Consider the following 18,456-nt stretch of genomic DNA (forward strand, 5'->3'; position numbering starts at 1 on the left):
ACAGGGGCGATATCGCGCCAACCGGGAACGCCGTGCGACCACCCCGCGGGCGGCCCGTACCAGTTCTCGTGCGAGACGTACGAGGCGCCGCACGGCCGCGTACTGTGTCCCCCATCCTTGTCGGACCACGCGAAGAGAGCCCACGGCCATGCCTTACTCCCCGGCCAATTCCGATCTGCCCGCGGCGGCCGAAGCACCCGCCGGTTCCGGTCTCCTCGACGCGCTCCAGCACCAGGTGGCGGTCTTCGCCCGCCGCGCCGAGCAGACCCGTCTCGGCGGTGTCGGGCAGGCCCGCAACTCGATGGACCGCGCCGCATACCTGTTGCTGAACCGGCTCGACCTGGAGGGGCCGATGGGCGTCAAGGCGCTCGCCGGCGGCATGGGCATCGACTCCTCCACGGTCACCCGGCAGGTCGCGCCCCTGGTCGACAGCGGCCTGGTGAAGCGGACCTCGCACCCCGAGGACGGCCGGGCCGTGGTGCTGGCGCTGTCCCCGCGGGGGCTGGCGCGGCTGGAGGAGGTCCGCTCCTCGCGGCGCGAGCTGATGGCGCGCGTGACGGAGGACTGGACCGAGGAGGAGCGCGAGTCCTTCACCGGGCTGCTGACCCGCTTCAACCTGTCGCTGTCGGAGCTGATGGCGGCCGTCGCCGAGGCCGGCCCGGCCTCCTGAGGCGGCCCGCGGCCCGGACGCCCGGCCGGGTCCGTCCGACCTCTTGACCAGGGTGGTCCCGCTGCCCGCACTATGTGACCCATGCGGGCGGTTGAGCAACGGGCGTGCCCCTACGCGGAGTTCGAGTCCTTCGTCGCGGGCGCGGCGGGGCGGCTCCTGCACGTCGCCGTGCTGCTGACCGGTGACCCGGAGGCCGCGCGCCGGCTGCTGGCGGGGGCGCTGGCGCGCACGTACGCGAGCTGGCGGCACCTGCGCGGGGACGATCCGTACGACCACACCCGCCAGGAGCTGTGCGCCGCCTTCGCCCGTACCGGCCGGCGCCACCACGGCGGGGCCGGGGTGCTGGCCCGGCTGACCGTGGCGGAGCGGCTCGTGCTGGTCCTGCGGATCTACGAAGGGGTCGCCGAGGAGGTCACGGCCGCGCAGCTGGGGCTGCCGGCCGAGCGGGTCCGGGTGCTGTGCAACCGGGCGGTGGCCGCGCTGCGGTCCCCGGAGGTGGCGTGAGCGGCGTCCCGGACCGGAAGGAAGCGCAGGTCAGACGGATCTTGGAGGGCCCGTACCCGGCGGTCCCGGCGGGACTCGCGGCGAGTGCGGCGGCCCGCGGCGCCCGGCTCCTGCGCCGGCGCCGGGCGCTGCGCAGGTTCGGCTGGACGGTGCTCCTCGCGGCGGCGGTGGCCTTCACGGTGTGGGCGGCGGCGGTCCGTCCCTGGGCCGCGCCTGCGGCGGGCATCTCTCCGCCGCTGGAGGGCTGGTAGGCCCCGGGCGGCCGGCCCCGGGGCGCCTGCGCCGGACCCGGTCGGGATCCGGCGCAGGCGCGAGCGGGGGCCGGACTCGCCGGCGCATCCGCCGCCCGGGCCCCGGGCGACGCGGCGGATCGGCTAGCCCAGTGCCTGGGTCAGGTCCGCCAGAAGGTCGTCGGCGTTCTCGATGCCCACGGACAGGCGGACCAGGTCCGCCGGGACCTCCAGGGCCGAGCCGGCCACCGAGGCGTGCGTCATGCGGCCCGGGTGCTCGATCAGGGACTCGACGCCGCCCAGGGACTCGCCCAGCGTGAACAGCTTGGCGCGGTTGCAGACCTCGACCGCCGCCTCCTCGCCGCCCGCGACCCGGAAGGAGATCATCCCGCCGAAGTTGCGCATCTGCTTGGCGGCGACCTCGTGGCCCGGGTGCTCCGGTAGGCCCGGGTAGAGGACGTGGGTGACCTTGGGGTGGCGGGTCAGCAGCTCCGCGACCTTGGTGGCGTTCTCCGCGTGCCGGTCCATGCGCACGGCCAGGGTCTTGATCCCGCGCAGCACGATCCACGAGTCGAAGGGCCCGGCCACCGCGCCCATCGCGTTCTGGTGGTAGGCCAGTTCCTCGCCGAGGGCCGCGTCCGCGGTGACCAGCGCGCCGCCGACCACGTCGGAGTGCCCGCCCATGTACTTGGTCAGCGAGTGCACGACCACGTCCGCGCCCAGTGCCAGGGGCTGCTGGAGGTAGGGGGACGCGAAGGTGTTGTCGACGACCAGCCTGGCGCCGGCCGAGCGCGCGATGTCGGCGACGACGGCGATGTCGGTGATGCCGAGCAGCGGATTGGAGGGGGTCTCGACCCAGATCGCCTTGGTCTTCGGGGTCAGGGCGGCGCGTACGGAGTCCGGGTCGGAGGTGTCGGCCACCGACCACTCCACGCCCCAGCGCGAGACGACCTTCGCGAAGAGGCGGAAGGTGCCGCCGTAGGCGTCGTTCGGGATGACCACGTGGTCGCCCGGGGACAGCAGCGTACGCAGCAGGCAGTCCTCGGCGGCGAGCCCGGACGCGAAGGCGAGGCCGCGCCGGCCGCCCTCCAGGGCCGCGAGGTTCTCCTCCAGCGCGGTCCGGGTCGGATTGCCGCTGCGGCTGTACTCGTAGCCGCCGCGCAGTCCGCCGACGCCGTCCTGCTTGTACGTGGAGACCTGGTAGATCGGGGGTACGACCGCGCCGGTCAGGGGGTCCGCCGTGTTGCCCGCGTGGATCGCGCGGGTCTCGAAGTTCTGGTGCTCGTGGGTGTGGTCACTCATGGACAGAGCCTATGCCCAGCCCCGGGCCGACTTCCCTATTGGCCTGCGGCACCCGCTGTCTGGTTCGCTGGGGGACATGGAGATTCTGTGGTTGCTGTTCGCGATGCTCATGATCGTGTTCGTCCTCGTCCCGTACGTCCGCAGGCGGGGCTCCATCCGCCAGGTCGCGCCGGGCAGCCCGGACGCCGCCGACCCCGCGAACTACGGGTTCGACCGCCAGGAGGATCTCGACATCCGCATCCCGGGGCCCGACCGGGACCTGATGGACGCCCTCGACCACGTACGGCGCACCGGCCAGTGGCAGGCGGCCTCCCAGCTGCTCGCCGGGACCCCGAAGGAGGGCGAGCTGCGCTGGCAGCGCGTACAGGCCCTCGGCGGCGCGGCGGCGCTGGAGCTGGTGCAGCAGCCCGGGGCCGGCGCGCAGTGGCTGAAGGCGTGGCGGCTGGAGGCCGGGAAGGACGCGGGCGGCGCGCAGGTGCACGCGGAACTGCTGGTGCAGCAGGCGTGGCGGCACTCGGGCGGGGTCGGGGCCGACGACCACCGGATCATCCTGGAGGAGGCGCGGGAGGCGTGCCGCAAGGCGGCGCTGCTGTCGCCGGGCGACCCGGTCCCGTACATCACCGAGCTGGCGGTCGCCCGGGGCCTGGCCTATCCGGAGGCGGAGTTCGACGCGCTGTGGGCGCAGGTCATCGACCGGGCGCCGGCGCACATGGGCGCGCACCTCGCGGCGCTGCACTACTGGTGCGAGAAGTGGCACGGCTCGCGGGAGAAGGCGGACGCGTTCTCGCACGCGGCGGCGGCGCGGGCTCCGCAGGGCTCGCTGCTGGCGGCGCTGCCGTTGTTCGCGCTGTACGAGAACCTGCCGGACGTCGTCCTGGTGGGGAGCTTCTACCAGGGGGCCGCCGTGACGCGGGCGGTGGAGGGCGCGCTGTACGCGGTGCACACGGCGCGCCAGGACGACCCGATGCTGGCGCACGTACGTCACCTGCTGCTGCTGTTCCTGGTGAACATGGAGCGCTGGGCGGAGGCGATGGAGCAGGTGCGGCACGTGGACGGCTGCGTGGGCGCCCTGCCGTGGTCGGCTTCGGAGGATCCGGCGGCGCAGTACGCGGTGTACCGGGCGCTGGCGGTGGCGGGCTACGAGGCGAACGGCGGCTCCCCGGCGACGCTCCCGCACTGAGGCGGCGGGCGGCCGGGCGCGGGAATCCCGGCCGGCCCCCGCCGGTTGTCATCGGTGACAAGGAGGGAATCCATGTTCTCGTACCGCCGCACGCCCGAGCTCCCCACCCGCGACCAGGCCCTGACCGGCCGCGCGGAACCTCTCTTCGGCCTGCCCGAGAAGCACACGGTGCTGGGCAACCCGCTGGCCGGCCCGTACCCGGAAGGTCTCGAGGTCGCCGACTTCGGGCTGGGCTGCTTCTGGGGCGCGGAGCGCAAGTTCTGGCAGACCCCGGGGGTGTGGACCACCCTGGCCGGCTACCAGGGCGGCTTCACGGAGAATCCCACCTACGAGGAGGTCTGCTCGGGCCGGACCGGGCACACCGAGGTCGTCCGCGTGGTCTTCGACCCGCAAGTGGTGTCGTACGCGGCCCTGCTGAAGCTGTTCTGGGAGTCCCACGACCCCACGCAGGGCTTCCGCCAGGGCAACGACGTGGGCACCCAGTACCGCTCGGCGCTCTACACCCACTCCCCCGCCCAGCAGGCCACGGCGGAGTCCTCCCGCACGGCCTACCAGCAGGTCCTCGCCTCCTCGGGCTACGGCGAGATCACCACGGCCGTCATGCCCGCGGCGGACCGCCCGTTCTGGCCGGCCGAGGCCTACCACCAGCAGTACCTCGACCGCAACATTAACGGCTACTGCGGCATCGGCGGCACGGGCGTGGCCTGCCCGATCGGCATCGCCGCGGCGGAGTGACCGCCCGTTCCCACCCGCCCGTCCCGCTCTCCCGGGGCGGGTCGCCATGACCTCCGTGATCCGGGGGTGGGTCACCCGCCAGGGGCGAGCGGGGTGTGGCCGCCGAGACCCACGGCGGGTCGCTGAGGCAGGAGTCCCGCGCGTTGCACGCCGGGCGTCACGGCCTCGGCGCCCGCCCCCCGGGGCCCCGGCGCCCGCCGCCCGGGCCCCGCGCCGCCGGATCAGATGGTGGACGCGTCGATCACGAAGCGGTAGCGGACGTCGCTCGCCAGGACCCGCTCGTACGCCTCGTTGACCTGGTCGGCGCTGATCAGCTCGATCTCGGAGCCCAGACCGTGCAGGGCGCAGAAGTCCAGCATCTCCTGGGTCTCGCGGATCCCGCCGATCATCGACCCGGCGAGGGTCTTGCGGCCGCCGATGACGGAGAACAGGTTGAGCGCGACCGGCTCCTCCGGGGCGCCGACGTTCACCAGCGCGCCGTCCACCTTCAGCAGGCCGAGGTACGCGTCCAGGCTGAGCGGCGCGGAGACGGTGGAGACGATCAGGTCGAAGCTGCCGGCCAGCTCGTCGAAGGTGGCTTCGTCGTTCGTGGCGTAGTAGTGGGTGGCGCCCAGCTTCAGGCCGTCCTCCTTCTTGCGCAGGGACTGCGAGAGCACGGTGACCTCGGCGCCCAGGGCGTTGGCGATCTTGACGCCCATGTGGCCGAGGCCGCCCAGGCCGACGATCGCGACCTTCTTGCCGGGGCCGGCCTGCCAGTGCCGCAGCGGGGAGTAGAGGGTGATGCCGGCGCACAGCAGTGGGGCGGCGACGTCGAGCGGTATGCCCTCGGGGATGCGCAGGGTGTAGTTCTCGTCGACGACGATGTGGGTGGAGTAGCCGCCGTACGTGGGCTCGCCGTTCTTGTCCACGGCGTTGTAGGTGCCGGTCATGCCGCCGGTGCAGTACTGCTCCTGGCCGCGCAGGCAGTACTCGCACTCACGACAGGAGTCGACGAAGCAGCCGACGCCGACGCGGTCGCCCACGGCGAACTTGGTGACGCCCGCGCCCACCTCTGCGACGACTCCGGCGATCTCGTGCCCGGGGACCATGGGGAAGATGCCTTCGCCCCAGCCGTCGCGGGCCTGGTGGATGTCGGAGTGGCAGATGCCGGCGTACTTGATGTCGATGAGGACGTCGTGCTCGCCGACGGGACGGCGGGGGACGGTGGTGCGCTCCAGCGGGGCCTTGGGGGCGGGGGCGGCGTATGCGGCGACCTGGGTGACGGACATGGGGTGCTCCTTGGCGGTAACGCTGGTGACTGTGGTGATGCGGGTGCGCGTGCTGCATGCTTTGCCTGCGCTGCGTCTGCGGGATGTGCGCAGCGTGGTGATGCGTGCGCTGACCGGTGACGCGTGAGCACCGCGGGACGGATGTTCCCGCAGTGACACTCCTCAGCCTGCCCTGCCGGAGGCGTCCCACCCAGGCCCCTGTCCTGCCTAGGACCGGCGGTCCTACCACTGGCGGGGTCAGGCACGGCCCACCCCGCTCGCCCGGGCGCCGCGATACTTGCGGTATGAACCAGCTGGATCAGCGTGCCGAGCTCGGCGAGTTCCTCCGCTCCCGCCGGGCGCGCCTGCGCCCCGGGGACGTGGGCCTGCCGGACTACGGCCGCCACCGGCGCGTACCGGGACTGCGCCGCGAGGAGCTGGCGCAGCTGGCGGGGGTGTCGGTCGCCTACTACACGCGCCTGGAACAGGGCAGCGGGCACAACGTGTCGACGGAAGTCCTCGACGCCATCGCGGGGGCGCTGCGGCTGGACGGCACGGAGCGGGAGCACCTGACGCACCTGGCGCGGCCGAGGACGCGCCGGCGCCGCCAGAGCCCCCGCCCGCAGCAGGTCCGGCCGGAGCTGCGGACGCTGCTGGACGCGATGGAGGGCGTACCGGCGTACCTGGTGGGCCGCCGGCAGGACGTCCTCGGCTGGAACCGGCTGGCGGCGGCGGTGTTCGGGGACTTCGGGGCGCTGCCCCCGCAGGAGCGCAACCTGGTGCGGCTGGTGTTCCTGGACCAGGCGACGGCGGAGCTGTACGCCGACTGGGAGTGCAGGGCGTGCGAGGTGGTGAGCAATCTGCGGATGTACGCGGGCCGGCATCCGGACGACGAGCAGCTGTCGGCGCTGGTCGGGGAGCTGTCGGTGAAGAACGAGGAGTTCCGGCGGCTGTGGGCGGCGCACACGGTGGCGGACAAGACGCACGGGGTGAAGTCACTGCGCCATCCGCTGGTGGGCCGGATCGACCTGGCCTTCGAGACGCTGACGCTGCCGGACGACCCGGCGCAGTTCCTGGTCACCTTCCACCCGGCGCCGGGATCGCCTTCCGCGGACGCCCTGCGCCTGCTGGCGTCGTGGTCCGCGCCCCGGGAGACCCCGGCCCGCACCGCGGACGCGCCCAACGCCCAGGACATGCAGGACACGCAGGACACCCACGGCACCCGCGACACCCACGACATTCCTGGAGCGTGAGCTAGAGAGCTCTAGAGAGCTCTAGAGAGCTAGAGAGCTAGAGCTAGAGCTTGAGCTGCAAGACGGCCGCGTCGCGCTCCCGCCGGTAGCCCAGGGCTTCGTTGACGGCCCGCATCGGTGTGTTGGCGTCGGCCACGGTCGTCCGTACGGCCCTCAGCGCCGGGTACCGGGCGGCCGCCTGCGCCAGCATGCGCAGCTTCACCGCGCGGCCGAGGCCGTGGCCGCGGTGGGCGGGGACGACGACCGTGTCGTACTGGAGCGCGCAGGGGCCCGCCGGGTCGGGGAGGACCAGTTCGGTGTAGGCGGCCACCTCGCCGGCGGGGGTGACCGCCGCGACCGTGGTGAGCTCGCCGCCGCGGTCCAGGACGAGCCGGTGCGCGGCGTGCAGGCGCGGCGCCGTCCAGGCCTGGATCCGCTCGTCCAGCCCGCCGCTCGGTGCGTCCTCCATGGCCCCGTGGGCCAGCGCGGCCGCCCCCGCCCACGCGTCCGGGACCAGGCCGTGCCAGACCAGCAGCTCGTAGCCGGGCGTGGCCGGGACCCGGATGCCGGCCGCGTCGGCGGGCACCTCCCCTACGTACCAGCCCAGCGGCAGGACGCTCTCGAAGCCGAGGCCCTGCGCGAAGGCGTGCCCGGGGCCGCCGAGGTCGGTCGTGGTGGCGACCGAGGTCCGGCCCTGGCCGAGCAGTTCCTCACGGACCCGCTGCCACAGGGCCGTGCCCACGCCCCGCCGGCGCGCGTCCGGGCGTACGGCCATGACGTCGAGGAAGGCGGTGTGGGTGTTGCCCTCGTCGGTGAACAGGAGCAGGGAGGCGATCCCCTCGCCGTCGCCGGCCGCCCAATTCACGAAGCGGCCCCGGGCCCCGGGCACCCGCAGCCGCCCGGCGATCTCGGTGCGGCCCGGCGCGGGCACGCCCGGCAAGTCCGCGGCCTGTGCGGCGACCAGCACGGCCCACCAGTCGTCCACCTCGGTGTCGGTCGGGGGTACGGACAGCGCTCGGATCCTCATACCCCGAGCCTAGGGGCGGGTCCGGGCCGCCGCTGAGGGGTTTTCCACCACCGCCACCGTGACCCGGCCCAGGCCCTGGCCCCGCCCCCGCCCCGGCCCCGGCGGCGCGCCACCGCCCCCGCCGGTCGCCGCCACGCACGCGGCGAAAAAGGCGGACGGCGCGCAACCCCGTGGGGTTGCGCGCCGTCCGCCGGATGTGTCCCGCCGTCAGGAGGCCGCGCCGGCCTTCCAGTCGGCCCAGCTCATGTTCCAGCCGTTGAGGCCGTTGTCCGGTGTGATGGTCTTGTCCGGGGAGTTCACCACGGTGACCACGTCGCCGATGAGCGAGTTGTCGTAGAACCAGGCGGCGGGCTGGTTCGGGTCGCCCGCGCCCTTGGCGTCGTTCAGACCGACACAGCCGTGGCTGGTGTTGACGCTGCCGAAGATCGAGTCCGATCCCCAGTAGTTGCCGTGGATGAAGGTGCCGGAGGTCGACAGCCGCATCGCGTGCGGGACGTCCTTGATGTCGTACTCGCCCTTGCCCTCACCGTCCTTGAAGCCGACGGTGGCGCCGTCCATCCGGGTCTCCTTGAACTTCTCGGAGATCACCATCTGGCCGTTGTAGGTCGGGTTCTCCGGGGAGCCCGCCGAGATCGGGATGGTCTTGAGGACCGCGCCGTCCCGGGTGACCGTCATCTTCTTGGTCTTCGCGTCGACCGTGGAGACCTGGCTGCGGCCGATCTTGAAGGTGACGGTCTTGCTCTGGACGCCCTGGACGCCGGGAGCACCCTGCACGCCCTCCAGCGCCAGCTTCAGCGTGACGGTGGAGTTCGCCTGCCAGTACTGCTCCGGGCGGAAGTCCAGACGCTGCGCGCCGAACCAGTGGCCCACGACCTCCTGTCCGCTGCTGGAGGAGACGGAGATGGCCGACTGCACGGCCTTGCGGTCCTTGATCGGCTTGTTGAAGGTGATCGAGACCGGCATGCCCACACCGACGGTCTGGCCCTCGTCCGGGATGAACGAGCCGACGAAGCTGTTCTCCGGGGAGATGGTGGTGAAGGAGGCGTTCTCGTGCGCCTCGCGGCCGTCGGCGTCCTTGGCGGTCGCCGACAGGGCGTACTTGGTCGAGCGCTTCAGCGCGGCGTCCGGCTTCCAGCTCTTGCCGTCCGCGGCGATCTTGCCTGCCACGGCCGTGCCCTCGGGGCTCTTCAGCTCCACCTGCGTCAGGGTGCCGTCACTGACGGCGACGTTCGTCGCGTCGTTCAGGCCGACGTTGGTCGCGCCGTCCTTCGGGGTGATGGTTATTCGGGCCTTGGAGGTGTCCTTGGCCGCGGCCGCGTCGACATCCGCCTGGGACTTGCTGCTCTCGCCGCTGCCCTTCGGCTGTCCACCCCCGTCGTTGCACGCCGAGAGCACCAGTACACCGCCGAGCACGGCGGATACGGCCACCAGGGACCTTCTCCGCCGCTTGCTGTCCGTCCTCACACGCCACTCCATCGTTGCCGGAAACCCCGGGGCTGCCGTCCCGGGACTGGCCGGGCAGGGGGACACCGCCCCCCTGCCCCGCCCTGACAACGCGTTAACGGCGCGGATCGGTTCCACATTCCGTTGGGATGTGGGCCACCACACGGTCAGGCGTTGTCGGTTTCTTCGTCGAAGGCCCCATCTTCCTCGTCGAGGTCCCACTCCATGGACTCGGGGTCGTATTCCACCGGCTCACTGCTCCAGGAGGCCTGCGCCAGCTCGACGCCCGGGATCTCCGCGACCAGGTCAGTGGGGTCGACCAGGTAGGCCAGGGCCTCCGACTCGTCCTCCCGGACGGCGGACTCGGCGTGGCCGCGCTCCTCGTCCGGCATGAACTCGTCGGCCTTGATGTGCGCGAGGGCGGCTCCGGTGAGCGCCCGGGGATCCGGCACCTCCAGCACCAAATCCACCCGAAGCCGTACGTATCGTGATGTCTCAGTAGGGTTCATACGACGGAGAGTAAGCCCGCGGAACCCCCGGCTTTCCCACGACCCGCCCCTTTCCGTAGCATCACCGCACACGGCCAATTCGCTGCTGCCACAAGGGGGATCGCACCGTGTCCGCACGCCGACCGCTGCTCACCGCTCTCGGAGCGAGCACCCTTCTCGCCGCCCTCTGGTTCGTCCCCTCGGCCAACGCCACCGCACCAGGGCTCGGGGTGGGTGACGCTGCCGTGCCCGCGGCCGCCGACAGCGGCCGGACGGCCACCCTGACCTCCCTGCACACGCAGGCCCGGCCCGGGGTCCTGTCGGAGGCCGAGGCGGAGGTTGAGGCGGAGACGGACGCCCGGCCGGCGCCCCTCACCCTCGCGAACACCGGTTCCGTCGACACCACCCCCTACCTCATGGGCGGTGCGCTCTGCCTCGGCGTGGGGGCCGGCTGCGTCGCCTTCTCCGTACGCCGCTCCCGCGCCCTGTAGAGCGCGCGGCGGGGCGCGCCGGACCGGGCGCCGCGAACGCCCGCAGGGCCGGCCCGGTGACGGGACGGCCCTGCGGCGTACATCCGGTGGGTCAGGCGAGCGGGCCCGTGACCCCTTCCACCGCGGCGACCAGAGCACCCGTACGGATGAATTCCTCCGCGGCGGCCAGGTCGGGGGCGAGGAAACGGTCCGGCCCCGGGCCCTGCACACCGGCCGCACGGGCGGCCTCGATCGCGGCCAGGCTGGCCGGAGCAGCCGTGAGCCCGTGGCGCAGTTCGATGGCGCGGGTGGCCGCGTACAGCTCGATGGCGATGATCCGGGTCAGGTTGTCGACGGCGGTGCGCAGCTTGCGGGCGGCCGACCAGCCCATGGAGACGTGGTCCTCCTGCATGGCGGAGGAGGGGATCGAGTCGGCGGAGGCGGGAACCGCGAGCCGCTTCATCTCGCTGACCAGGGCGGCCTGCGTGTACTGCGCGATCATCAGCCCGGAGTCCACGCCGGCGTCGTCCGCGAGGAAGGGCGGCAGGCCGTGGCTGCGGTTCTTGTCGAGGAGCCGGTCGGTGCGGCGCTCGGCGATGGAGCCGAGGTCCGCGGCCGCGATGGCCAGGAAGTCCAGTACGTAGGCGACCGGCGCGCCGTGGAAGTTGCCGTTCGACTCGACGCGGCCGTCGGGCAGGACCACCGGGTTGTCCACGGCGGCGGCGAGCTCGCGGGAGGCCACCAGGGCGGCGTGCGCCATGGTGTCGCGGCCGGCGCCGGCCACCTGGGGGGCGCAGCGCACGGAGTAGGCGTCCTGCACGCGGGGCGCGGACTCCTCCTGGAAGTGCCCGGTGAGCCCGGAGCCGTTCAGTACCGCGGCCATGTTCGCGGCGGAGGCGCCCTGGCCGGGGTGGGGGCGGATGGCGTGCAGCTCGGGCGCGAGGACCTTCTCGGTGCCGAGCAGCGCCTCCAGCGTCAGCGCGGCGGTGATGTCGGCGCTGGTGTAGAGCTTGCCGAGGTCGGCGAGGGCCATGACCAGCATGCCGAGCATGCCGTCGGTGCCGTTGAGGAGGGCCAGGCCCTCCTTCTCGCGGAGCACGACGGGCTCGATGCCGGCCTCGGCGAGCAGCTCGCCGGCGGGGCGGACGGTTCCGTCCGGGCCCTGCGCGTCGCCCTCGCCCATCAGCGCGAGCGCGCAGTGGGACAGCGGGGCGAGGTCGCCGGAGCAGCCGAGGGAGCCGTACTCGTGGACGACGGGGGTGATCCCGGCATTGAGCACGTCGGCCATGGTCTGGGCGACGGAGGGCCGTACGCCGGTGTGCCCGGAGGCGACGGTCTTGAGGCGGAGGAACATCAGCGCGCGGACGACCTCCCGCTCGACGCGCGGCCCCATGCCGGCGGCGTGCGAGCGGACGATGTTGCGCTGGAGCTGTGCGCGCAGCTCGGGGCTGATGTGGCGGGAGGCGAGGGCGCCGAAGCCGGTGGACACCCCGTAGACGGGCTCGGGCTTGGCGGCGAGCGCGTCGACGATCTCCCGGGCGCGGGCGAGCGCGTCGAGCGCCTCGCCGGACAGCTCGACCCGCGCGTTGCCGCGGGCCACGGCGATGACGTCCTCGGCGGTGGTACCGGACGTCCCCACCACGACAGTGTGCATATCCATATTCAGCACCCTACGGATTGAATCGCTTCATGTCACTAGCCGAATGTGTCACGAGTCAGCCTGTGGAGGACCCCTTACCCTTCCACCGGCATCGGTGCGCACCCACCACCCGGCGCGGGCGGTCGTACGCCGCTGCTACCCGCGGCCGCGGAAGCGCCGGCGTTCGCCCGAGGCGGCGGCCTGGGCCGCGTCGGCGAGGCGCACCACGGCGGTGTCCCGGCCGGCCACCACCGGCTTCGGCGAGCGCGCGGCCTTCGCCTTGTACTGGGCGGCGTCCGCCAGCCGGAACAGCCGCCGGGAGGACTTCACCAGGCCGATCGGGTCCCCGGTGGAGGCGACCCCGCAGGCCACGCCCTCACCCAGCTCCAGCTCGGCGGCCCGGGCGCAGAGCTCCTCGGTGACCCGCACCACCTCGTCCGCCGTCGGACCCACCCCCACCAGGCAGAATTCGTCACCGCCCAGGCGCGCCACCAGCGCCCCGGGCAGCATGGCCCCGCACAGGCTCAGGACCGACCCGAACCGCTCCAGCAACCGGTCGCCCATGGCGTGGCCCAGGGTGTCGTTGACCCGCTTGAGGCCGTTGAGGTCGCAGACCACGAGGCTGACGACGGCCCCGGTCCGCCGGTGCTCCTCCAGCGCCTCGTCCAGCCGCATGTCGACCGCCCGCCGGTTCGCGAGGCCGGTCAGCGGATCGGTGAAGGCCAGGCGCCGGGCCTCCGCCAGCCGCTCGCTCTGGGCGAGCCCCGCCGCCACCACGGCCGCGAGCACGGTGGCGAACTCGGCGTCGTCCTCGTCGAAGTCGGGCAGGCCCTCGTCCCGGGCGATGTACAGCTCTCCCCAGGCGCGCCCGCTGAGCACGATGGGCGCCACCACGCAGGTGCCGCGACCGCGCCGGCGCAGGGCCTCCCCGCGCCGGCCCGGCCGGTCGCCGACGGCGCTCTCCACCCAGGCGTGCGGGCCGCCGCCGCCCGCCCAGCGCTCGTGCAGGAATTCGGTGACTTCGGGGAAGTCGTGCACGGGGTAGGACTCGTCGTCGGGGAACTCCTCCTCCCCCGCCCGGCGCTCGCCTTCGTTCACGAGCACCCGCAGGCGCCCCCGTTCGCGTTCCCACGCGGAGATCGCGGCGAAGGAGCCGTCCAGCGCCACCCGCGCCCCCCGCGCGGCCGCCCGCACACTGTCCCGCGGCGCGCACGCCGCGGCCATCGCCTGTGCGAGGCACACCACGGCTCGCAGCCGCCCGTCAACTCCCATCACCCCAGGCTAAGCACTTTTATCCGATTTAGTGACAATTGGCGCGCCATTCGCCGCCATCAAGATCACAAACCTGGGCTCCGGAGCCGCTAGTGGCCGGGCCAGTTCGGCTTGCGCTTCTCGTTGAAGGCCGCCACGCCCTCCGCCCGGTCGCCCGAGAAGGCCACCGTCCGCCAGGCCGCGTCCTCGACCTCCAGCCCGGCCGCCAGGTCCATCCCGTGCCCCAGCCGCAGCGCCCGCTTGGCCGCCCGCAGCCCCACCGGGGAGTTCGCCGCCATCCGCGAGGCCAGCGCCAGCGCCTCGGCCGTGTCCCGTCCCGCGGCGACCACCGAGTCCACCAGCCCCAGGGACAGCGCCTCGGCCGCCCCCACCCGGCGCGCCGTGAAGATCAGCTCGGCCGCCCGGGCCGCACCCACCCGGCGCGGCAGCAGCTGGGTGCCCCCGCCGCCGGGGATCACGCCCACCGAGACCTCGGGCAGGCCCACCACGGCCGTCTCGTCCGCCACGATCACATCGCAGGCCAGGGCCAGCTCGAAGCCGCCGCCGAGCGCGAAGCCGTGCACCGCCGCGATCGTCGGCACCGGCAGCTCCAGTACGCCCCCGTACGCGCCCCGCGTGGTCGGCCGCTGCCGCACCAGCTCGGCGTCCGACAGGGAATTGCGCTCCTTGAGGTCCGCCCCGACGCAAAAGGCCCGCTCCGCGGTCGAGGACAGCACCACCACCCGCACCGAGTCGTCCGCGGCGAGCGAGGCGCAAGCCGCTCCGATGGCGCGGGCCATCTGCGTCGACACCGCGTTCATGGCCTTGGGGCGGTCCAGGACCAGCTCCGCGACCCCGCCCTCGTGCCGACGTACCGCCACGAACTGCGACTCGGACTGCGACACGACAGGACCCTCCCGGTTAACGAACGTTACCCGGGGATCTTAGGCGTCCGCCGCGTGAGCGACCAGGGCTCCACGACACCCAGCCCGCGCACCGGCCGCTGCCACATCGGCTGGAGCGCGAAGCGGTACCCGCCGCCGCCCTCCTGCGACTCGGCCTCCTTCTCCGACACCGGGGCGGCGCCCATGCGGCCCAGCTCCTCGGCCATCGCACCGTCCACCAGGACCGCGTCCTTCGGCGCTATCGAGGTCAGCCTGCTCGCCAGGTTCACCGTCGTCCCGAACACGTCGCCCATCCGGGTCGTCACCGTGCCGAAGGCGATCCCCACCCGCAGCTCGGGCATCTGGGGATCGGCCTCCATCGTCTCGATGAGCCGCAGCGCGATCTCCGCCGCCGTCGCCGCGTCGTCCGCCGCGTACAGGACCTCGTCGCCCAGCGTCTTGATCAGCCGGCCGCCGTGCGCGGCCACCAGGTCCGCCGCCGTCGTCTCGAAGGCCTCGACCAGCTCGCCGAGCTCCTCCTCCTCCAGCCGCCGGGTCAGACGGGTGAAGCCCACCAGGTCGGCGAAGCCCACCGCGAGCCGCCGGTCGACCATCTCCTCGTCGTCCGCCACCTGCACCACGCGCCCCGTCGCCGCCGCCAGCTGGCGGCGCCACACGTAGACGAGGAACTCCTCCAGTTCCGGGAGCAACAGCTCCACCAGGGGGTACGTGACCTCCGTACGGGTCATCCCCGGCTCCGGCGGCTCCGTCAGGCCCTCCAGGAAGGAGTCGATCTGCCACTCCGCCAGCCGCGCCGTGGTCTGCCCGGTGGAGCGCGCCACCTGCACCGCCATCGGCTCGGACAGCAGCCCGGCCTCCACCAGGCCCGCGAGCCGGCGCAGCGCCAGCACGTCCGCCTCCGTCAGGGCCTTGGCCTGCCCGATGTCCGCGAATCCCATGGCCCGCCAGAAGCGGGACGCCAGCTCCATCGAGACGCCCGCGCTGCGGGCGGCCTGGAAGGGGGTGTAGCGGCGCTCGGCGCCGAGGATCAGCTGCTCCAGCCGGATCGCGAGGGGGTCGGCGGTCGGCTGCGCCGTGTGGTCCACCTCGTGGTGCGGGGTGTGCTGGCCGCGCCCGATCGGGGTGCCGGGACCGGAGGGCCCCGGGGCGGACGCGCTGGACGTAGGGTCGTCGACGGTCAAGGGCCGCCTCCTGTCCATTTCCGTGCGCACTGCCTGCCGAACCGGGTGATCACCAGGAGTACCGGGATCGCCTAAACCATACGGCAGGTGTGCCGTAGCTCACTCCCCCTCCCCGCCATTGCGGCCCGGTCCGGCCGCGGGGCGCCTCCTGCCGGACCCGGGTGGTCCCTACGGGCCCGGGAACGCCCGTACCTCGCGTTTCCTGCGCGCGTTCCCCCGCCCGCTCCGGCGCCTGCCCCGGCGGCGCCCCTCCGACTCGTCCGCGGGGCGGGTTTTCTCGCACGGAGCGGGCGTGAGGGGCGGCCGCGCGGCGGGCGGGGGCACGGGGGCGCGGCGGGCGGGGGCCGGGGTCAGTGGACGGAACGCAGGTGGACCACGTCACCCGCGCCCACCGCCTCGTGCGTCTCCTCGGCCGTACGGATCACCAGTCGCCCGTCGGTGTCGATCGCTTCGGCCGTTCCGGTGAGCGTGCGGCCGCCGGGCAGCTCCGCGCGGACGTGGCGGCCGAGGGTGGCGCAGCCCGCCGCGTAGGTCTCCTGCAGGGCGCTCGCGGCCGGATCGCCGCCGCAGGCGCGCCAGTTCCCGTACCACTGCTCCAGGGAGCGCAGTACGGCCCGCAGCAGCGGGTCGCGGTCGGTCACGGTGGCCTTGGCCAGCGCCAGCGACCCGGCGGCCGGCACCGGCAGCTCGTCCTCGGTCAGGGTGACGTTGAGCCCGATCCCGATCACGACGCCGTCGGCCACCCGCTCGGCGAGGATCCCGCCGGCCTTGCGCTCCTCGCCGTCCACGGCCACCAGCAGGTCGTTGGGCCATTTGAGCGCGGTGTCCACGCCCGCGGCCCGGGACAGCCCCGTCGCGGTGGCCACCCCGGCCAGCAGGGTCAGCCACCCCCACCGCTCCTGCGGCACCGCGTCGCCCGGCTTGAGCAGGACGGAGAAGAACAGTCCGGACCGGGCCGGCGCGACCCAGCTCCGGTCGAGCCGACCGCGCCCGGCGGTCTGCTCCTCGGCGACGAGCACGGCCCCCTCGGGCAGGTGCGCGGCCCGCCCCGCGAGGTCGCTGTTGGTGGAGCCCGTGGAGGACACGACCTCCAGGGAGGACCACAGTCCCCCCTCGGTGACCAGGGCCCGCCGCAGGCCGGCGGCGTTCAGCGGCGGGCGGTCCAGACTGGACCAGCGTCCGGCGGAAGCTCCCGTTGATGCATCTGAAGGCGTCATGCAAGCCACAGTAGGTGTGTCAAACGCCGCACTGCCGAGCGCCATGCCCGCCGATACGCTACGCACCAGTAGCCAGCAGTAGTCAATCAATTGACCAGGCCGTTGACACCACGCAGGGAGCCGCGACCCCGATGTCACAACCGTCAGAGCCGATCGACATGCACACCACCGCGGGCAAGATCGCGGATCTGCAGCGCCGCATCGACGAAGCCACCCACGCCGGATCCGCGCGTGCCGTGGAGAAGCAGCACGCCAAGGGCAAGCTGACGGCGCGTGAGCGGGTTGCCCTGCTGCTGGACGAAGGGTCCTTCGTCGAGCTGGACGAGTTCGCCCGGCACCGCTCCACCAACTTCGGACTGGAGAAGACCCGCCCCTACGGCGACGGCGTCGTCACCGGCTACGGCACGGTGGACGGCCGCCCGGTGGCGGTGTTCTCGCAGGACTTCACCGTCTTCGGCGGCGCCCTCGGCGAGGTCTACGGCCAGAAGATCATCAAGGTCATGGACTTCGCCCTGAAGACCGGCTGCCCGGTCGTCGGCATCAACGACTCCGGCGGCGCCCGCATCCAGGAAGGCGTCAGCGCGCTGGGCATGTACGGCGAGATCTTCCGCCGCAACGTCCACGCCTCCGGCGTGATCCCGCAGATCAGCCTCGTCGTCGGGCCCTGCGCGGGCGGCGCCGTCTACTCGCCCGCCATCACCGACTTCACGGTCATGGTCGACCAGACCTCGCACATGTTCATCACCGGCCCCGACGTCATCAAGACGGTCACCGGCGAGGACGTGGGCTTCGAGGAGCTGGGCGGTGCGCGCACGCACAACAGCACGTCCGGCGTCGCGCACCACATGGCGGGTGACGAGAAGGACGCCATCGAGTACGTGAAGTCCCTCCTGGCGTACCTGCCGTCGAACAACCTCGCCGAGGCGCCCGCCTTCCCGGAGGAGGCCGACACCGAGGTCACCGACGCCGACCGGGAGCTCGACGTACTGATCCCGGACAGTGCGAACCAGCCGTACGACATGCACACTGTTATTGAGCACGTGCTGGACGACGCGGAGTTCCTGGAGACGCAGTCGCTCTTCGCGCCGAACATCCTCACCGGTTTCGGCCGGGTCGAGGGACACCCGGTGGGCATCGTCGCCAACCAGCCGATGCAGTTCGCCGGCTGCCTGGACATCGACGCCTCGGAGAAGGCGGCACGGTTCGTCCGGACCTGCGACGCCTTCAACATCCCGGTGCTGACCTTCGTGGACGTCCCGGGCTTCCTGCCGGGTACGGACCAGGAGTACAACGGGATCATCCGGCGCGGGGCCAAGCTGATCTACGCGTACGCGGAGGCCACCGTGCCCCTCATCACCGTCATCACCCGCAAGGCTTTCGGCGGCGCGTACGACGTCATGGGCTCCAAGCACCTCGGCGCGGACCTCAACCTGGCCTGGCCGACCGCGCAGATCGCCGTCATGGGCGCTCAAGGCGCGGTGAACATCCTGCACCGGCGCACGATCGCGCAAACGGCTCCCGAGGAGCTGGAGGACACCCGCGCCCGGCTGATCACCGAGTACGAGGACGCGCTGTTGAACCCGTACACGGCCGCCGAGCGCGGTTACATCGACGCGGTGACCATGCCGTCCGAGACGCGGGCGCACGTGGTCAAGGGGCTGCGGCAACTGCGCACCAAGCGGGAGTCCCTGCCGCCGAAGAAGCACGGCAACATCCCGCTCTAGGAGGTCGGTCC

The 18,456-nt window shown here is 72.9% G+C and carries 18 protein-coding genes; 8 read left to right on the forward strand and 10 right to left on the reverse strand.

All coding sequences use genetic code 11. From position 1 onward, the window contains the following. Positions 1-148: 148 nt before the first annotated feature. The 3 genes from AMK16_RS10660 to AMK16_RS10670 all read left to right on the forward strand — a co-directional run bounded on the left by AMK16_RS10660 (position 149) and on the right by AMK16_RS10670 (position 1,425). Positions 149-670 carry a MarR family winged helix-turn-helix transcriptional regulator gene (locus AMK16_RS10660; protein ID WP_073912404.1) on the forward strand — a complete coding sequence of 174 codons (522 nt, stop codon included), beginning with the start codon at positions 149-151 and terminating at the stop codon, positions 668-670. Between the two features lie 81 nt (positions 671-751). Continuing rightward, positions 752-1,174, forward strand: coding sequence for a sigma factor-like helix-turn-helix DNA-binding protein (locus AMK16_RS10665; protein WP_073912407.1), 423 nt, complete (start codon positions 752-754; stop codon positions 1,172-1,174). Next, complete coding sequence (locus tag AMK16_RS10670; RefSeq protein WP_073912411.1) at positions 1,171-1,425, forward strand: hypothetical protein; 255 nt, start codon at positions 1,171-1,173, stop codon at positions 1,423-1,425. The genes AMK16_RS10665 and AMK16_RS10670 overlap by 4 nt, the downstream gene beginning before the upstream one ends. 123 nt (positions 1,426-1,548) lie before the next feature. Here AMK16_RS10670 and AMK16_RS10675 read toward each other — a convergent pair whose 3' ends face one another. Beyond that, positions 1,549-2,706: a cystathionine gamma-synthase gene (locus AMK16_RS10675; protein WP_073912415.1), complete on the reverse strand. Its 1,158-nt coding sequence runs from the start codon at positions 2,704-2,706 to the stop codon at positions 1,549-1,551. Between the two features lie 76 nt (positions 2,707-2,782). On the opposite strand from AMK16_RS10675, the gene AMK16_RS10680 reads away from it, so the two are divergent. Both AMK16_RS10680 and msrA read left to right on the forward strand, forming a co-directional pair. After that, positions 2,783-3,886 carry a hypothetical protein gene (locus AMK16_RS10680; RefSeq protein ID WP_073912418.1) on the forward strand — a complete coding sequence of 368 codons (1,104 nt, stop codon included), beginning with the start codon at positions 2,783-2,785 and terminating at the stop codon, positions 3,884-3,886. Between the two features lie 72 nt (positions 3,887-3,958). Continuing rightward, on the forward strand, positions 3,959-4,621 hold the full coding sequence (gene msrA, locus AMK16_RS10685) for a peptide-methionine (S)-S-oxide reductase MsrA (protein ID WP_073912421.1): 663 nt from the start codon (positions 3,959-3,961) through the stop codon (positions 4,619-4,621). A 221-nt stretch (positions 4,622-4,842) separates the two neighbouring features. Here the strand turns inward: msrA and AMK16_RS10690 are convergent, their stop codons facing one another. Then, positions 4,843-5,889: an NAD(P)-dependent alcohol dehydrogenase gene (locus AMK16_RS10690; protein ID WP_073912425.1), complete on the reverse strand. Its 1,047-nt coding sequence runs from the start codon at positions 5,887-5,889 to the stop codon at positions 4,843-4,845. A 284-nt stretch (positions 5,890-6,173) separates the two neighbouring features. Here AMK16_RS10690 and AMK16_RS10695 point away from each other — a divergent pair, with 284 nt between their 5' ends. Next, the gene (locus tag AMK16_RS10695) at positions 6,174-7,121 is read left to right on the forward strand and encodes a helix-turn-helix transcriptional regulator (protein WP_079191437.1); all 948 of its coding nucleotides are present in this window, start codon (positions 6,174-6,176) and stop codon (positions 7,119-7,121) included. Positions 7,122-7,164: 43 nt separating this feature from the next. On the opposite strand, the gene AMK16_RS10700 is transcribed toward AMK16_RS10695, so the two are convergent. The 3 genes from AMK16_RS10700 to AMK16_RS10710 form a co-directional block, all read right to left on the reverse strand. Further along, on the reverse strand, positions 7,165-8,127 hold the full coding sequence (locus AMK16_RS10700; RefSeq protein WP_079191438.1) for a GNAT family N-acetyltransferase: 963 nt from the start codon (positions 8,125-8,127) through the stop codon (positions 7,165-7,167). 207 nt (positions 8,128-8,334) lie between these two features. Continuing rightward, positions 8,335-9,603, reverse strand: a complete 1,269-nt coding sequence (locus AMK16_RS10705; RefSeq protein WP_073912429.1) for a L,D-transpeptidase — start codon at positions 9,601-9,603, stop codon at positions 8,335-8,337. A 134-nt stretch (positions 9,604-9,737) separates the two neighbouring features. Then, positions 9,738-10,079 (reverse strand): hypothetical protein, encoded by a 342-nt coding sequence (locus AMK16_RS10710; protein ID WP_073912433.1) that lies wholly within the window; start codon positions 10,077-10,079, stop codon positions 9,738-9,740. A 107-nt stretch (positions 10,080-10,186) separates the two neighbouring features. Here AMK16_RS10710 and AMK16_RS10715 point away from each other — a divergent pair, with 107 nt between their 5' ends. Then, a complete protein-coding gene (locus AMK16_RS10715; protein WP_073912437.1) occupies positions 10,187-10,549 on the forward strand; it encodes a hypothetical protein in 363 nt (120 codons plus the stop codon). A gap of 91 nt (positions 10,550-10,640) precedes the next feature. On the opposite strand, the gene hutH is transcribed toward AMK16_RS10715, so the two are convergent. The 5 genes from hutH to AMK16_RS10740 all read right to left on the reverse strand — a co-directional run bounded on the left by hutH (position 10,641) and on the right by AMK16_RS10740 (position 16,721). Then, complete coding sequence (gene hutH / locus AMK16_RS10720) at positions 10,641-12,182, reverse strand: histidine ammonia-lyase (RefSeq protein WP_073912441.1); 1,542 nt, start codon at positions 12,180-12,182, stop codon at positions 10,641-10,643. 141 nt (positions 12,183-12,323) lie between these two features. Further along, complete coding sequence (locus AMK16_RS10725) at positions 12,324-13,439, reverse strand: GGDEF domain-containing protein (protein WP_073912445.1); 1,116 nt, start codon at positions 13,437-13,439, stop codon at positions 12,324-12,326. Positions 13,440-13,528: 89 nt separating this feature from the next. Then, on the reverse strand, positions 13,529-14,323 hold the full coding sequence (locus AMK16_RS10730; RefSeq protein WP_073912449.1) for an enoyl-CoA hydratase/isomerase family protein: 795 nt from the start codon (positions 14,321-14,323) through the stop codon (positions 13,529-13,531). 26 nt (positions 14,324-14,349) lie between these two features. After that, the gene (locus tag AMK16_RS10735) at positions 14,350-15,504 is read right to left on the reverse strand and encodes an adenylate/guanylate cyclase domain-containing protein (RefSeq protein ID WP_073912453.1); all 1,155 of its coding nucleotides are present in this window, start codon (positions 15,502-15,504) and stop codon (positions 14,350-14,352) included. 350 nt (positions 15,505-15,854) lie between these two features. Next, positions 15,855-16,721 carry a biotin--[acetyl-CoA-carboxylase] ligase gene (locus AMK16_RS10740; RefSeq protein WP_073912456.1) on the reverse strand — a complete coding sequence of 289 codons (867 nt, stop codon included), beginning with the start codon at positions 16,719-16,721 and terminating at the stop codon, positions 15,855-15,857. A 131-nt stretch (positions 16,722-16,852) separates the two neighbouring features. On the opposite strand from AMK16_RS10740, the gene AMK16_RS10745 reads away from it, so the two are divergent. Continuing rightward, on the forward strand, positions 16,853-18,445 hold the full coding sequence (locus AMK16_RS10745; protein WP_073912460.1) for an acyl-CoA carboxylase subunit beta: 1,593 nt from the start codon (positions 16,853-16,855) through the stop codon (positions 18,443-18,445). The last annotated feature ends 11 nt before the right edge of the window (positions 18,446-18,456 follow it).

Origin of the sequence: Streptomyces sp. CB00455 (assembly GCF_001905445.1) — a bacterium.
Taxonomy (GTDB): domain Bacteria; phylum Actinomycetota; class Actinomycetes; order Streptomycetales; family Streptomycetaceae; genus Streptomyces.